Origin of the sequence: Actinomycetospora flava, from assembly GCF_037400335.1 — a bacterium.
Classification (GTDB): Bacteria; Actinomycetota; Actinomycetes; order Mycobacteriales; family Pseudonocardiaceae; genus Actinomycetospora; species Actinomycetospora flava.
This window is the reverse complement of sequence record NZ_JBBEGM010000011.1, coordinates 1-14,570: the sequence shown is the minus strand read 5'-3', so window position 1 is coordinate 14,570 and position 14,570 is coordinate 1. Positions and strand designations below refer to the sequence as shown.

Here is a 14,570-nt window from a genome sequence, read left to right as displayed (position 1 = left end):
GATCACCATGACCGCCGGTCTCCGATGACGGGCCGGTCGTCGCCCGAACGCGCTGAGTGTTCCAAGGTTCTTGATACCTTCGGTACCGCTCGACCGCAGGGGCCTGCGCAGGTTCGGGCTCGGAGGACGCGGAGGAGGACCAGCTGTGCCGAAGCTGCCGTGCCCGCATCGACCCGCCGGCCGGGACGTCCCCGCCGATCCGCTGCTCGAGCCCGACGAGCTCGAGCAGTGCGACGGGTTGATGGTCCTCGTCCTCGACCCCGTCACCGGCGCCGCCGACACCTACGGCCCCTACCCCGCCGGGCGCGCCCGCGAGGAGGCCCACGGGCGCCGCCAGGAGCTCGACGCCGAGGACCTCACCGAGGTCACCGTGGCGCTGGTGCGCCACCACCGCCCGCGCTGACGTCCGTCCCGACCGACAGCGGCTCCCACCGCTCGAGATCGTCGGCGAGCCCCGCGAGGCGTGTGCGGATCCCGGCCACGGCGTCGCGGCCCAGCGGCAGCCGCAGCGGCGCGTCGTCCGCCGCGAGCGCGGTGAGGATCGCGGTGGCGGCCTTCGCGGGGTCGCCGGGCTGGGTCCCGTCGCCGCCGGTGACGAACGCGCGCGTCGGCCCCACGGTGTCCTCGTAGGCGGCCATCGGCGTCGACATCACCGCCGCGCCCGGACGGAACAGCTCGGTCCGGAACGCGCCCGGCTCGACGACGAGGAACCGGACGTGCGGGCACTCCTGCGCGACGGTCTCGGTGAGCCCCTCGAGCGCGAACTTCGTCGCGCAGTAGACCCCGAAGCCCGGCACGCACACCTGCCCGCCGACCGACGACATCTGCACCACCGCCCCCGACCCCTGCGCCCGGAAGTGCGGCAGCGCCGCCCGCGTCAGGAACGCCGGCCCCATGACGTGGAGGTCGAACAGCGCGCGCAGCTCGTCGTCCGTGGTCTCCTCCAAGGCGCCGACCTGGGTGCGGCCGGCGTTGTTGACCAGCACGTCGAGACGGCCGTGCCGGGCGACGACGTCGTCGACGGCGGCGGTCAGGTCGGCCGAGGGGCCGGTGACGTCGAGGGCGAGCGGCTCGACGCGGTCGGGGTGGGCGTCGGCCAGCCCGGCGAGGGCGTCGGTGCGGCGGGCCGCGGCGACCACCGTGTCGCCGGCGGCGACGGCCGCCTCGGTGATCGCGCGGCCGAAGCCGCTGGAGGCGCCGGTGACGAGCCAGACGCGGGAACCTGTCATGACCCCGATGCTCGCGACGACGGGGCTGGACGTCCAAGACCTGGTGTGATGACCATCGGCTATGGACGTCCACTCCCGCGACCTGCGGTACTTCCTCGCGGTCGCCCAGGAGCGGCACGTGACGCGCGCGGCGGCGCGCCTGCACGTCAGCCAGCCCGCCCTGAGCAAGCAGCTGCGCGCCCTCGAGCGCCAGGTCGGCGCGGTGCTGCTGCACCGGCTCCCGCACGGTGTCGAGCTCACGCCCGCCGGCGAGGCGCTGCTGCCGCACGCGCGGGCGGTGGTCGAGCGCACCGACGAGGCCGCCCGCGACGTCGCCGCCGCGGGCCTGCGCCTCGTGGTCGGCCTGAGCACCGGGGTCGGCCGCGGCCTGCTGCCCGCCGTGCGCTCGCGTCTCGTGCACCGCGATCCCCCGCTCGATCCCCGCGTGCGCCTGGTGGCGTGGGACGACGCGACGGCGGGCCTCGCCGACGGCACCGCCGACGTGGCCGTGGCCTGGGCGCCGGTGCCCGGGCGGGTGCGCACGCTCGAGCTGGCGCGCGAGGCGGTGTGCGCGGCCCTGCCGCCGGGCCACCCGCTCGCCGGGCGGGCGTCGGTGCCGTTCGCGGCGCTGCGCGACGAGCCGTTCCTCGCCCTGCCGCCCGAGGCGGGCCCGCTGCGGGCGTCGTGGCTGGCGGACGCGCACCGCGACGGGTACCCGGCGAGCGTCGGCGCCGAGGTGCGCTCGGTCGAGGAGACCCACGAGGCGCTGATCGACGGGCGCGGCGTCGTGCTCGTCGCCGCCGGGAACGCCGACGCCCTGGCGCGCGACGGGGTCACCGTGGTCGGGGTGGACGACCTGCCGCCCTGCTCGCTGGTGCTCGCCTGGCGCGCGGACGACCGCCGCCCCGCGGTCCGCGCCTACGTGGACGCCTGCCGGGAGGTGCTGGCGAGCAGATCGTGACTCAGCGCGGCCCCGTCGTCGGCAGGGGCCGGGGCGCGGCGACGGTCCGGTCGGTGCGGGGCACGGGCAGGAACACCGAGAACGTCGCGGGCCGGGTACGGGCGAGCTCGAGGCGCCCGCCGTCGGCCTCGATCAGCGCGCGGGCCAGCGCCAACCCCACCCCCGTCGACGCCGCGCCCGACACGCCGCGGTCGAACACGTGCGGGGCGAGCTCGGGCGGCACGCCGTCGCCGTGGTCGCCGACCTCGACGACGATCGTGTCGTTGTCCGACAGGCGCGCGGTGAGCGTGACCGTGCCCTTGCCGTGGCGCATCGCGTTGTCGACGAGCACCCCGAGCGCCTCGCGCAGGCGCCCCGAGGTGGCGCGCGCGACCAGGCCCTCGGGCGTGCGCACCCGCACCGTGCGGCCCTCGGCGCGCAGCGGGTCGCGCCACTCGTCGGCGACGGCGTCGAGCTCGCCGGCCACCTCGATCGGCGCCGCGCCCGCCGCGCGGGCCTCGCGGGCCGAGGCGAGCAGCTCGTCGAGGACCTCGGCGAGGCGCTCGGCCTGCTCCAGGGCCGCGGAGCCCTCCGCCGAGACGTGCTCGTCGGGGTGGGCGGCGAGCTCGTCGAGGCGCAGCTGCAGCGCGGTGAGCCGGCTGCGCAGCTGGTGGGACACGTCGCCGACCAGCTCGCGCTCGCGCTGCAGCAGTTCCGCGAGCGCCGTGGCCGAGGAGTCGAGCACGTCGGAGACGCGGTCGAGCTCGGGGATGCCGTGGCGGTGCGGGGCGGGCCGAAAGTCGCCGGCACCGAGCCGGGCGGCGCGCCCGGCCACCTGCTGCAAGGGGTCGGCCAGGCGCCGCGCGGTCAGCGTCGCGACCACCGCCCCGACGGCCACCGACAGCAGCACCGCCGCCAGCACCAGCGCCGTGGCCTGCAGCTGGCGCGCCCGCATCTCGGTGGTCGGCTCCGAGAGCACCGCCGAGCCGCTGAGCCCGAAGGGCAGGGTCTCGCTGACCGTCGGGCCCGGTGCCAGCTCGCCCAGCGTGCTGACCCCGCGCGGTGTGCGGACCACCAGCGACCCGCCCGGCGGCACCGCGATGCCCACCGCGCTGAGGTCGACGGGCCGGTCCACCGACACCTGCGAGTCGAGCGTGGCGACGACCTGGCGCAGCCGGGAGTTGATGTCGGCGCGGGTGAAGTCCTCGACCAGGCGCCACGTGGTGAGCGCCAGCGGCCCGCCCAGCACCGCCACGGTGATCGTGACGACGATGAGCGTGGAGACGAGGATCCGGCGTCGCACCAGCGGGACCTAGGTGTTGAAGCGGAACCCGACCCCGCGCACCGTGCTGATGCGCCGGCCGCCGCCGGACCCGCCCCCGTCGTCGGCGAGCTTGCGGCGCAGCCACGACATGTGCATGTCCAGGGTCTTGGAGGTCTTCATCTCGGGGTCGTTCCAGACCTCGCGGAGGATCTCCTCGCGGGACACCACCTGGCCGGCATGGGCCATGAGCACCCGGAGCAGCTCGAACTCCTTGTTGGCCAGGCCGACCTCGACCCCGTCCACCGTCACCCGGCGCGCGGACGGCTCGAGGCGCACCCCGCCGGCGTCGAGCACCTCCGGCGCCCGCCGGCGCAGCAGCGCCCGCACGCGGGCCAGGAGCTCGGCGAGCCGGAACGGCTTGCCCACGTAGTCGTCCGCGCCCGCGTCCAGCCCCACGACGAAGTCGACCTCGTCGGTACGGGCGGTGAGCATGAGCACGGGCAGGTCGGGCTGGTCGGCGCGCACGCGCCGGCAGACCTCGAGCCCGTCCATCCCGGGCAGTCCGAGGTCCAGCACCATGAGGTCCGGTCCGGCGGCGCCCGCGCGGTGGAGCGCGGCCTGACCGTCGCCGACGACGTCGACCTCGTAGCCCTCGCGCTGGAGCGCGCGGGAGAGGGGTCCGGCGATCGCCGCGTCGTCCTCGACGAGCAGCACGGTGGTCACAGCGCCACAGTAGCCCCGCTGCGGAACCGAACTGGCACCATCGCCCGCCATGTGCTCCGCCGGTCCGACCAGCGCATCCGCCGACCTCGACCTCGCCCTCTCCCTCGCCGACGCCGCCGACGCGGTGACCCTCCCGCGTTTCCGGGCGGTGGATCTGCGCGTCGAACGCAAACCGGACCGCACCCCCGTCACCGACGCCGACACGGCCTGCGAGGACCGCCTGCGCGCGCTGCTCGCCGAGCACCGCCCCGACGACGCGATCCTGGGCGAGGAGCGCGGCGGGGAGCTCGGCGCCGGCCGGGTCTGGGTGATCGACCCGATCGACGGCACCAAGAACTTCTCCCGCGGCGTGCCCGTGTGGGCCACGCTCATCGCGCTGGTCTCCGACGGGCGCCCCGTCGCCGGCGTGGTCAGCGCGCCCGCGCTGCAGCGCCGCTGGTGGGCCGCGGCGGGCCGGGGCGCCCACACCAGCGACCCCGCCCGCGGGCTCGCGGCCGCGCCCGTGCAGGTGTCGGGCGTCGGTGCCCTCGAGGACGCCTACGCCTCCACCACCGATCTCGACTACTGGCGGGGCATCGAGCGCCAGGACCAGTGGCTCGCGCTCACCCGCGCGTGCTGGGAGAGCCGCGCGTTCGGCGACTTCTGGCACCACTGCCTCGTCGCCGAGGGCCTCATCGACGTCGCGGTCGAGCCCGCCGCGTACACCTGGGACCTCGCGGCCGCGCAGATCCTCGTCGAGGAGGCCGGCGGCCGGCTCACGGACCTCACCGGCGCCGCCCGCCCCGACGGCGGCGACTCGCTGACCACCAACGGGCACCTGCACGACGCGGCGCTCGCGCTCGTGCGCCGGTAGGCGCCGCCGGGTGGGTGCAGCGCACCCAGGCCCGCGCCCCGGCCCGCTCCTACCGTGGAGCCCGTGACCCGCGACAACGAGCTCGGCGAGTTCCTGCGGGCCCGCCGCGCGCTGGTGCCGCCCGAGCGGGCCGGCCTCCCGCCCGAGCACGGCCGCCGTGTGGCCGGGCTGCGCCGCGAGGAGGTCGCGCTGCTCGCCGGGGTCAGCACCGACTACCTGGTCCGCCTCGAGCAGGGCCGCGAGCGGCACCCCTCGCGGCAGGTGCTGGTGTCGGTGGCGCGGGCCCTGCAGCTCGACGAGGACGCCACGACGCACCTGCTGCGGATCGGCTTCCCCGAGGTCCTCCCGGAGCGGGCGCCCGTGACCGCGGTGTCGCAGGAGCTGCGGCGCCTCATGGACCAGATGCCGGCCTCCCCCGCGTTCGTGGTGGGCCCCGGCCAGGACGTGCTGGCCGCCAACGCGCTCGCCCGCGCGCTGTACAGCCCGTTCTCGCGGTTCGACAACCTCCTGCGCATGATCTTCCTCGACCCGGCCGCGCCGGACTTCTACCTCGACTGGGAGCAGATCGCGCACACCGCCGTGCGCAACCTCCGCGCCCTGTCGACCGAGGCGGCCGAGCGCACCGAGCAGGTGGTCGGGGCGCTGTCGGTGCGCAGCCCGGCCTTCGCGACGTGGTGGGCGAGCCACGACGTCGGACCGCGGACCACCGAGACGAAGCGCTTCCGCCACCCCGAGGTCGGCGAGCTGAGCGTGCACTTCACGACGTTCGCCGTCGGCGGCTCCCCCGGCCAGCACCTCTCGGTGTACACCGCCGAGCCCGGCAGCCGCACCGCCGAGGCGCTGGCCCGGCTGGGCTCGCGCACCCCCCGTCACGACGAGACCTCGGGAGAGACGACGACATGGTGCTGACATGGTGCTGACCTGGCTCATCACGGGCTGTTCCGTGGCCTGGGACGCGCGCTCGCCACGACGGTGCTGGAGCGGGGCGACCGCGGCGGCCGCGCTGGCCGGGCGCGCCGTCGGCGGCGTCGACGTCCTGGTCGACAACGCCGAGCCGATGGGCATCGCGACCGTGATCGTGGAGCCCGGGCCGTTCCGCACGGAGTTCCTCGGGCGCTCCCTGCGCACCGCCGCCACGGAGATGCCCGAGTACGCCGCGACCGTCGGCGCGCGGCGCCGGTACCGCGCGGACAACGACGGCGGGCAGCCCGGCGACCCCGCCGAGGCCGTGGCGGTGACGCTCGAGGCGATCGACGCCGACGAGCCCCCGCTGCACCTGCCCCTGGGCGACCGCGCCCACGCCCTCGCCCGCGGCAGGTTCACCGCGTTCCTGGAGTCCATGGACGCGTGGGCGCCGGTGTCGCTAAGACCTCCTACGACGACGCCTGACCGGCGAGCCGCGCCCACACCAATCGCCCGAACAGCGAGAAGCACGCCGCCGACTCGTCGTCGAACCGCGTCCACTCGAACCGCCCACCGCGCTCGCACCAGAACACCTCCCACGCCTCGTCCTCCCCCGGCACGGGGCGCACGCACCACGCCCGCTCGACCTCCGCGTCGAGGCTGACCACCACCCCGGTGACCCCGGCGTCGGTCAGCCAGCCCGCCAGCTCACCGGCTCGCACACGGGGTTCGACGCAGCCGCGGGGCGGACGGTTCCACGGGACGGCACGAAGCCCGCGGAGCTGCCGCGCCGGAGGCGCAGCACAGCTGGCACGATCACCGCCGTGACCGAGCCCGAGGTCTGGTTCGAGGATCTGCCCGCCGGCCGGCGCATCGCGCTGGGCACGGTGGTCGTGGACCGCGACGAGATGCTGGCGTTCAACCGCCGCTTCGACCCGCAGCCCTTCCACGTCGACGAGGAGGCGGCGCGCGCGTCGCTGTTCGGCGGCCTGTGCGCGTCGGGGTGGTTCACCGCCTCGCTGTGGATGCGGTGCTACGTCGACGGCGTCCTGTCGCGCTCGGCGTCCATGGGCTCGCCCGGCGGCGACGAGATCGCCTGGCCGGCACCGGTGTTTCCCGGCGACCGGCTGGAGGCGGAGATGGAGATCCTCGCCGCGCGCGTCTCGGCGAGCCGCCCCCAGCTCGGGCTGATCACGCTCGCCGGCACCCTGACCCGCGACGGCACGACCGAGGTGTTCCGGTCGCGCTTCACCGGGATGTTCGGGCGGCGCGAGCACGCAGCGAACGGCGCCGCCACCGGCTGACCGCCGGAGGCTCGGGCTCGGGGTCGGGGTCGTCCTCGGGGTCGTCGTCGGGGTCGTCGAGGTCGTCCTCGGCGTCCTCGTCCGACCACGCCCCCCAGCCCCCGGCCGGCCCGAGCCCGCCGCGGTCGTCGGCCACGCCCTCGACCAGCGAGGCCAGGCGTTCGACGTCCCCGAGGCCGGAGAACTCCCACGGCTCCTCGGTGCCCGCGGTCGACAGGATGAGCGTGCCCGCCCCGAGCAGGCGCTCGACGCCGCTGCTGCGGGTGCGCACGCCCGTGATCGTGGCGCCGGCGACGTCGACGCTCTCGCGGGTCAGCACGCCCTCGCGCACGAGCAGGCGCCGGTCGGTGACGACGAGGTGCGTGCACCGCCAGCGCACGAGCGGCAGCACCGCGAGCCACACGACCGCGAGCGCCGCCAGGAGCACGACCGCCACCCGCACCGCGGTGCGCGTCGACCCCTCCCCGATCCCGCCCGCGAGGCCCGCGAGCAGCGCCGCGAGGAACACCGCGACGGGCGGCACGAGCGCGGGCACGACGAGCATCCGCCAGTGCGGCCGGCGGTGGGCGAGGACGTGCTCGCCCCGCCGGAGCACGCCGTCGGGGTAGGCCACGAGCACCCCCTCCCCGGGACTCGGCTCCGAGGTTAGCGAGCCGCGGGCCGTACGTGGACGACGTCGCCCGCCGACACGACGGTGGTGTCCCCGTCCGGGGCACGCACGGCGAGGCGCCCGTCGCGGTCGACGTCCACGGCACGCCCCTCGAGCAGGCGGTCGCCGGGCAGCATCACCGACACCTCGCGGCCGAGCGTGGCGCAGCGCGCGCGGTAGTCGTCGACGATCCCGGCGGCGACGACGTCGCCGTGCGCGTCCCGCCAGCGCCGGTCGAGCTCGGCCAGCGCGCGCAGGACGGCGACGAGCACGACGTCGCGGGCGACGTCGGCGCCCTCGGCGACCAGCGAGGTGGCGCCCGCGGGCAGGTCGGCGGCGGGCGTCGCGACGTTGACGCCCATCCCGATCACCAGGGCGCGCCCGGCGGGACCGCCCCCGACCTCGGCGAGGATCCCCGCGCCCTTGGCGGGCTCGGCCCCCAGGAGCAGGTCGTTGGGCCACTTCAGGGCGGCCGGCACGGTGCTGACCGCGCCGACCGCCTCGACCAGCGCCAGCCCCGCCAGCAGCGGCGCCCACCCCCAGCGCTCGGTCGCGATCTCGTGCGGGCGCAGCAGCACCGAGAACGTCAGGCCCTCGCCCGCCCGGTCCTCCCACACGCGGTCGCGGCGCCCGCGCCCGGCGTCCTGGTGCTCGGCGACCAGCACCGTCCGGTCCGGGGCCGGGTCGGGGCCGTCGGCGCGGGCCAGGAGGTCGGCGTTGGTCGAGCCGGTGCTCGCGACGACGTCGATCGACGCCCAGGGACCGGAGGGGGCACCGAGGGTGCGGCGGAGGGCGTCGGCGTCGAGGGGTGCGGCCACGAGCGCGCACCGTAGTGCCGCTGGTCACCTCACCGCCCGCGTAGCCCGAACGTGTCGGGAGCGGTCGCTACAGTGCCGCCCCATGACCGCCGCGACGGAGCCGTTGCCGGAGCCCGGGGACGCCTCGGACGAGCCCGACGTCCACACCTCGGCGGGCAAGCTCGCCGACTGGCACCGCCGCCAGGATGACGTGGTCCACGCCGGCAGCGAGCGGGCCGTGGAGCGCCAGCACGCCAAGGGCCGCAAGACCGCGCGCGAGCGCATCGACCTGCTGCTCGACGAGGGCAGCTTCCTCGAGTTCGACGCCATGGCGCGCCACCGCTCCACCAACTTCGGCCTCGACGCCAACCGCCCCTACGGCGACGGCGTCGTCACCGGGCAGGGCACGGTCGACGGCCGCCCGGTCTGCGTGTTCTCCCAGGACGCGACGGTGTTCGGCGGGGCGCTCGGCGAGGTCTACGGCGAGAAGATCGTCAAGGTCATGGACGTGGCCATGAAGATCGGCTGCCCGGTCGTCGGCATCAACGACGGCGGCGGCGCGCGCATCCAGGAGGGCGTCGTCGCCCTCGGGCTCTACGGCGAGATCTTCAAGCGCAACGTGCACGCCTCGGGTGTCGTCCCCCAGATCTCGCTGGTCATGGGCCCGGCGGCCGGCGGCGCGGTGTACTCGCCCGCGCTCACCGACTTCACGGTGATGGTCGACGAGACGTCGTTCATGTTCATCACCGGCCCGGACGTCATCAAGACCGTCACCGGCGAGGACGTCGGGTTCGAGGAGCTGGGCGGCGCCCGCACCCACAACGCGACCTCCGGCAACGCGCACTACCTGGCCTCCGACGAGGAGGACGCGATCTCCTACGTGCAGGAGCTCCTGGGCTACCTGCCGTCGAACAACCTCACCGACCCGCCGCGGATCCCGGGCGAGGAGGAGACCGGCTCGGTCCCCGACGGCATCGGCGACACCGACCTCGAGCTCGACACGCTGGTCCCCGACTCGCCCAACCAGCCCTACGACATCCGCGAGGCGATCACCCGCGTCGTCGACGACGGCGACTTCCTCGAGGTCCAGGCGCTCTACGCCGCCAACATGGTCGTCGGCTACGGGCGCATCGAGGGGCGGCCGGTCGGCGTCGTCGCCAACCAGCCCACCCAGCTCGCCGGCTGCCTCGACATCGGGGCCAGCGAGAAGGCCGCGCGGTTCGTCCGCACCTGCGACACCTTCAACATCCCGGTGCTGACCTTCGTCGACGTGCCGGGATTCCTGCCCGGCACCGACCAGGAGTACAACGGCATCATCCGCCGCGGCGCGAAGCTGATCTACGCGTACGCCGAGGCGACGGTCCCGCTGGTCACGGTCATCTGCCGCAAGGCCTACGGCGGCGCCTACGACGTCATGGGTTCCAAGCACCTCGGCGCCGACGTCAACATCGCGTGGCCGACCGCCCAGATCGCCGTCACCGGCGCCTCGGGCGCGGTGAGCATCCTGTACCGCAAGGAGCTCAAGAAGGTCGAGGACGACGGCGGCGACGTCGAGGCCCGGCGCGCCGAGCTCCAGCAGGAGTACGAGGACACCCTGGCCAACCCCTACGTCGCCGCCGAGCGCGGGTACGTCGACGCCGTCGTCCCGCCCTCGCACACCCGCGGCTACGTCGCCCGGGCGCTGCGGATGCTGGAGACGAAGCGGGAGACGCTGCCGCCGCGCAAGCACGGGAACGTGCCCCTGTGAGCGCAGCGAACGCGGAGGTGTGGCTGTGAGCGCAGCGAACGCGGAGGTGTGGCTGTGAGCGAGGAGCAGGAGCAGGCACCCGCGCGTCCGGTCCTGCGGATCGTGCGCGGCGAGCCCGACGCGGCCGAGATCGCCGCCCTGACGGCTCTGCTGGCCTCCGCGGGAGGGGGCGGTGCTGACGGGGAGGCCCCCGACCCGACGCCGCGGTCGGGCTGGGCGCGTCACGTCGATCTCGTGCGCGGTCCGGTCCAGCCGGGCCCCGGTGGCTGGCGGGCCTCCGCCCGACCACGCTGACCCGCCCCCGATCCCCCTGGTGACCCCCTGATGGCCCTGTTGCGCCGACGCCGTCGCACACCGATCGGTGGCGAGACCTATCGCGACGCCGACCACGCGCTGATGCCGATCCCGCCCACCGGCGGGCTGGTCAGCGCCCAGCTGCGCACCATGGAGGGGCGCCCGCTGCCGGGCGTCGTGGTGGCGGTCATCGAGACCGAGGGCCTGCGCCGGGTGGTCACCGAGGCGGTCACCGACCCGTTCGGCTTCTACACCGCGGCCGTGCCCAGCGGCACGTACACGCTGCGCGCCACCCTCGGCGGCTACAGCACCCTGACCCGCGACATCATCGTCGGGCGCGGCGACCACGCGGCGCTCGGCGCGCTGACGATGTCCGCCGACCAGGGCAGCACGCGCCCCTCGCCGGGCGAGTGGGTGATCGACGACGCGCACAGCCGCCTGGGCTTCGTGGCGCGCCACATCGCGCTGTCCCGCGTCTACGGCCAGTTCACCCGGTTCCGCGGGTCGATCCAGGTCGCCGAGGACATCGAGGACTCCAGCATCGACGTCGTCATCGACGCCGCCAGCATCGAGACCCACAACGCCCAGCGCGACGCCCACCTGCGCTCGCAGGACTTCCTCGCCGTCGACGAGCACCCGCAGCTGCAGTTCTCCAGCACGCGCTTCGCGGTGCGCTCCGGCAACTCGTGGACGATCGACGGCGAGCTCTCGATCCGCGGGCGCACCAACGACGTCCGCCTCGACACCACCTACCTCGGCACGCAGTCGTGGAACGGCACGCGCGTCGGGGCGACCGCCACGACGTCGCTGCACCGCGAGCACTTCACGCTGAACTGGCAGCAGATGGTCGCCCGCGGCATCCCGGTGGTCGGCTCGACGATCCAGATCCACCTGGACATCCAGGCCGTCCTGCAGCTCTGACGGTCACGACTCCAGCAGGTCGCCGAGGATCCGCGCCAGCTCGGTGCGGTCGCGCGGGCTGATCCGCGCCAGCCGGCGGTCGAACTCGGTCGCCAGGGCCGCGAGCGCGCGGTCCCGCGCCGCCTCGCCCTCGGGGGTCAGCACGAGCCGGTGGCGCCGCAGGTCCTCCTCGTCGATCTCGCGGCGCAGCAGGCCCTTGGCGGTGAGGCTGCGCACGTAGGCCGTCACGCTCGCCTTGGGGATGACCAGCGTCGCCGCGAGCTCGGCCGGGTACGGCGACGCACCGACCTCGGCGAGCACGAAGAACTCCTTCGTCTCCAGCCCGAGCCCGGCGAGCTCGGCGCTGCAGGCGTCCAGCACCACGGTGAGCAGGCGGTGGTTCAGCGTCCACAGCTGCGCGGCGTCGACCGGCACGGGAGCCCTCCGGAAAAGTGGTACTGTTTCGTACTAGTTCGACAACGAACTTCATGGCATGTCGAACCGAACCCTACGCGAAGGGACTTCCGCCGTGCTCCAGCACATCGCGATCCCGCGCGGGCCGATCGAGCTCGCGGCCGACCTCCACCTGCCCGACGACGCCGACCCGTCGGCACCGCGACCCGTCGTCGTCCTCTCCACCCCCGGCAGCAGCGTGAAGGAGCAGATCGGCGCGAACTACGCCTCCCGCCTCGCCGCCCGGGGCATCGCCGCCCTGGTGTTCGACCCCGCCCACCAGGGCGCGAGCGGCGGCGAGCCCCGCGACCTCGAGGACCCCTACCGGCGCGGCGAGGACATCTCCTACGCCGTCGACGCGCTCGACACGCTGCCCGGCGTCGACCCGGAGCGCGTCGGCGTCCTCGGCATCTGCGCCGGCGGCGGCTACGCGGTGCACACCGCCCGCACCGACCACCGCCTCCGGGCGGTCGGCACGGTCGTGCCCGGCAACATGGGCACCTCGTTCCGCGGGTTCCAGCCCGGGGGCCCGGTCGCCGCGCTCGACACCCTGGCCGCGGCGCGCACCGCCGAGAACCGCCGGGGCGCGCTGACCCGCGAGCCGTGGCTGCCCGAGACGACCGACGGCGTCGACGACGTCGACACCGCCCAGGCGATCACCTACTACCGCACCCCGCGCGGCGGGCACGAGCACTCCACCAACCGCCGCCTCGCCCGCGGTGACGCGCTGCTGCTGGGCTACGACGCGTTCCACCTGGTCGACCCGCTGATGACCCAGCCGCTGCAGGTGATCCTCGCCGGACGCCGCGGCACCACCGGCTCCTACGAAGTGGGCACGGCGCTGTGGGAGATGGCGCCGAACCCCGTCGACCTCATGGTGGTCGAGGGCGCCGGGCACTACGAGATGTACGACGTGCCCGAGTACGTCGACGCCGCCGTCGACCGGCTGGCCGCCTTCTACGCCGACCACCTGTGAGCCGACCATCTGTGCGCCGACCATCTGTGCGCCGGCCGCGCGGGCTCCTGCGACGCTGGGGCGCGTGAGCGGTGACGGGGGCGACGTCGTGGCGCGGCTACGGTGGCGGCGTGTGGGGGGACCGACGGTGACCGAGGGGTTCGACAGCGACGTGCCGTCGCCGGCGCGGATGTACGACTACTACCTCGGCGGGCAGGACAACTTCGCCGCCGACCGCGTGGCCGCCGAGGCGGTGATCGCCAGCCACCCCGAGCAGCCGCAGCTCGCGCGCAACAACCGCGCGTTCCTCGTCCGCGCCGTCGAGCACCTCGCCGCGTCCGGGATCCGGCAGTTCGTCGACGTCGGCACCGGGATCCCGACGGCGCCGACGGTGCACGAGGTGGCGCGCCGGACCCACCCCGGAGCGCGGGTCGTCTACGTCGACGACGACCCCGTGGTGCTGGCGCACGCCCGCGCGCTGCTCGCCGAGGACCGCGAGGTCGCGGTCGTCGAGGCCGACATGCACGACCCCGACGCGATCACCGCGCACCCCGACGTGGCCCGGCTGATCGACTTCAGCGAGCCGGTCGGCGTCCTGTTCGTCGCGGTCCTGCACTTCTCCCCCGGCGACGAGCCCCGGCGCATCCTCGGGCACTTCCGCTCACGGATGGTCCCCGGCTCGTTCCTCGTGCTCTCCGCGGGCAGCTCGGAGGGCCTCTCCGACGCCGAGCTCGCCGAGATCCACGACGCCTACGCGCGCACCCCGCGGGGCGGGCACCTGCGGTCCCGCGAGGAGATCACCGGGTTCTTCGACGGCTTCGAGCTCGTCGACCCGGGGGTCGTCGACGTCAGCCGCTGGCGGGGCTTCGAGCGCCCGACGCACATCTCGATCCTCGCGGGGGTCGCCCGCCGGGTGACGCCGGAGCCGCCGACGTAGGGTGCCGCCCCGTGCGTCTGGTCCTCGCGTCCGCGTCCCCGGCCCGGCTGGCCATCCTGCGATCCGCCGGGGTCGAACCCCTCGTGGAGGTGTCCGACGTCGACGAGGACGCCCTGCTCGCCGAGCTCGGCGACGAGGCCTCCCCCGTCGACCGCGTGTCGGCGCTCGCGCTGGCCAAGGCGCGGACCGTCGCCGCCCGGGTCGCCGAGGCGGTGCCCGACTGCGTGGTCGTCGGCGCCGACTCGATGCTGCACCTCGAGGGCGAGCTCGTCGGCAAGCCCGGGTCGATCGACGCCGCCCGCGGCCGCTGGGACCAGATGGCCGGGCGCACCGGGGAGCTGATCACCGGCCACGCGCTCGTCGAGATCGCCGGCGGCGTCGCGGGCCGGGAGGTCGCCGGGCACGCCACGACGGCGGTCGCGTTCGGAAACCCGACCACCGCCGAGCTGGAGGGCTACCTCGCGAGCGGCGAGCCGCTGGCCGTCGCCGGCGCGTTCACCCTCGACGGCCGGGGCGCCTGGTTCGTCGAGGGCATCGAGGGCGACCCGTCGAACGTCGTCGGCCTCAGCCTGCCGCTGACCCGCCGCCTGCTCGCCGAGATCGGCGTCGGCGTCGACGCCCTCTGGGCCGGCTGATCCCTGTG

General features: G+C 75.3%; 18 protein-coding genes. 11 read left to right on the top strand and 7 right to left on the bottom strand.

The features are described from left to right. Positions 1–145: 145 nt before the first annotated feature. Positions 146–403 carry a hypothetical protein gene (locus WCD58_RS23475; RefSeq protein WP_337705510.1) on the top strand — a complete coding sequence of 86 codons (258 nt, stop codon included), beginning with the start codon at positions 146–148 and terminating at the stop codon, positions 401–403. Here WCD58_RS23475 and WCD58_RS23470 read toward each other — a convergent pair. After that, positions 366–1,229: an SDR family NAD(P)-dependent oxidoreductase gene (locus tag WCD58_RS23470; RefSeq protein WP_337705509.1), complete on the bottom strand. Its 864-nt coding sequence runs from the start codon at positions 1,227–1,229 to the stop codon at positions 366–368. The genes WCD58_RS23475 and WCD58_RS23470 overlap by 38 nt on opposite strands. A 61-nt stretch (positions 1,230–1,290) precedes the next feature. On the opposite strand from WCD58_RS23470, the gene WCD58_RS23465 reads away from it, so the two are divergent. Next, complete coding sequence (locus WCD58_RS23465; RefSeq protein ID WP_337705508.1) at positions 1,291–2,169, top strand: LysR family transcriptional regulator; 879 nt, start codon at positions 1,291–1,293, stop codon at positions 2,167–2,169. A gap of 1 nt (position 2,170) precedes the next feature. Here the strand turns inward: WCD58_RS23465 and WCD58_RS23460 are convergent, their stop codons facing one another. Together WCD58_RS23460 and WCD58_RS23455 are read right to left on the bottom strand one after the other, a co-directional pair. Next, positions 2,171–3,451 carry a sensor histidine kinase gene (locus WCD58_RS23460; protein WP_337705507.1) on the bottom strand — a complete coding sequence of 427 codons (1,281 nt, stop codon included), beginning with the start codon at positions 3,449–3,451 and terminating at the stop codon, positions 2,171–2,173. 9 nt (positions 3,452–3,460) lie between these two features. Continuing rightward, entirely contained in the window at positions 3,461–4,135 is a 675-nt protein-coding gene (locus tag WCD58_RS23455) for a response regulator transcription factor (RefSeq protein WP_337705506.1), read from the bottom strand. Between the two features lie 49 nt (positions 4,136–4,184). Between WCD58_RS23455 and hisN the strand changes: the two genes are divergently transcribed. After that, the gene (hisN, locus tag WCD58_RS23450) at positions 4,185–4,988 is read left to right on the top strand and encodes a histidinol-phosphatase (protein WP_337705505.1); all 804 of its coding nucleotides are present in this window, start codon (positions 4,185–4,187) and stop codon (positions 4,986–4,988) included. Positions 4,989–5,051: 63 nt separating this feature from the next. Next, the gene (locus tag WCD58_RS23445; protein ID WP_337705504.1) at positions 5,052–5,897 is read left to right on the top strand and encodes a helix-turn-helix transcriptional regulator; all 846 of its coding nucleotides are present in this window, start codon (positions 5,052–5,054) and stop codon (positions 5,895–5,897) included. Positions 5,898–6,361: 464 nt separating this feature from the next. Here the strand turns inward: WCD58_RS23445 and WCD58_RS23440 are convergent, their stop codons facing one another. Then, positions 6,362–6,613 (bottom strand): hypothetical protein, encoded by a 252-nt coding sequence (locus WCD58_RS23440; RefSeq protein ID WP_337705503.1) that lies wholly within the window; start codon positions 6,611–6,613, stop codon positions 6,362–6,364. A gap of 102 nt (positions 6,614–6,715) precedes the next feature. On the opposite strand from WCD58_RS23440, the gene WCD58_RS23435 reads away from it, so the two are divergent. Then, a complete protein-coding gene (locus WCD58_RS23435; protein ID WP_337705502.1) occupies positions 6,716–7,195 on the top strand; it encodes a MaoC family dehydratase in 480 nt (159 codons plus the stop codon). On the opposite strand, the gene WCD58_RS23430 is transcribed toward WCD58_RS23435, so the two are convergent. Both WCD58_RS23430 and WCD58_RS23425 read right to left on the bottom strand, forming a co-directional pair. Beyond that, positions 7,140–7,808 carry a PH domain-containing protein gene (locus tag WCD58_RS23430; protein WP_337705501.1) on the bottom strand — a complete coding sequence of 223 codons (669 nt, stop codon included), beginning with the start codon at positions 7,806–7,808 and terminating at the stop codon, positions 7,140–7,142. The genes WCD58_RS23435 and WCD58_RS23430 overlap by 56 nt on opposite strands. Positions 7,809–7,840: 32 nt before the next feature. Further along, a complete protein-coding gene (locus WCD58_RS23425; protein WP_337705500.1) occupies positions 7,841–8,662 on the bottom strand; it encodes a biotin--[acetyl-CoA-carboxylase] ligase in 822 nt (273 codons plus the stop codon). A gap of 82 nt (positions 8,663–8,744) precedes the next feature. On the opposite strand from WCD58_RS23425, the gene WCD58_RS23420 reads away from it, so the two are divergent. The 3 genes from WCD58_RS23420 to WCD58_RS23410 are packed head-to-tail and all read left to right on the top strand — an operon-like array spanning position 8,745 to position 11,603. Beyond that, positions 8,745–10,388, top strand: coding sequence for an acyl-CoA carboxylase subunit beta (locus WCD58_RS23420; protein WP_337705499.1), 1,644 nt, complete (start codon positions 8,745–8,747; stop codon positions 10,386–10,388). Between the two features lie 54 nt (positions 10,389–10,442). Then, positions 10,443–10,682 (top strand): acyl-CoA carboxylase epsilon subunit, encoded by a 240-nt coding sequence (locus WCD58_RS23415; RefSeq protein WP_337705498.1) that lies wholly within the window; start codon positions 10,443–10,445, stop codon positions 10,680–10,682. Between the two features lie 30 nt (positions 10,683–10,712). Then, positions 10,713–11,603: a YceI family protein gene (locus WCD58_RS23410; RefSeq protein WP_337705497.1), complete on the top strand. Its 891-nt coding sequence runs from the start codon at positions 10,713–10,715 to the stop codon at positions 11,601–11,603. Between the two features lie 3 nt (positions 11,604–11,606). Here the strand turns inward: WCD58_RS23410 and WCD58_RS23405 are convergent, their stop codons facing one another. Further along, entirely contained in the window at positions 11,607–12,017 is a 411-nt protein-coding gene (locus WCD58_RS23405) for a MarR family winged helix-turn-helix transcriptional regulator (protein WP_337705496.1), read from the bottom strand. Positions 12,018–12,111: 94 nt separating this feature from the next. On the opposite strand from WCD58_RS23405, the gene WCD58_RS23400 reads away from it, so the two are divergent. From WCD58_RS23400 to WCD58_RS23390, 3 genes are all read left to right on the top strand, one after another. Then, a complete protein-coding gene (locus tag WCD58_RS23400) occupies positions 12,112–13,011 on the top strand; it encodes an alpha/beta hydrolase (RefSeq protein ID WP_507237435.1) in 900 nt (299 codons plus the stop codon). A 127-nt stretch (positions 13,012–13,138) separates the two neighbouring features. Continuing rightward, positions 13,139–13,927, top strand: a complete 789-nt coding sequence (locus WCD58_RS23395; RefSeq protein ID WP_337705494.1) for an SAM-dependent methyltransferase — start codon at positions 13,139–13,141, stop codon at positions 13,925–13,927. Between the two features lie 11 nt (positions 13,928–13,938). After that, entirely contained in the window at positions 13,939–14,562 is a 624-nt protein-coding gene (locus tag WCD58_RS23390; protein WP_337705493.1) for a Maf family protein, read from the top strand. Positions 14,563–14,570 lie beyond the last annotated feature (8 nt).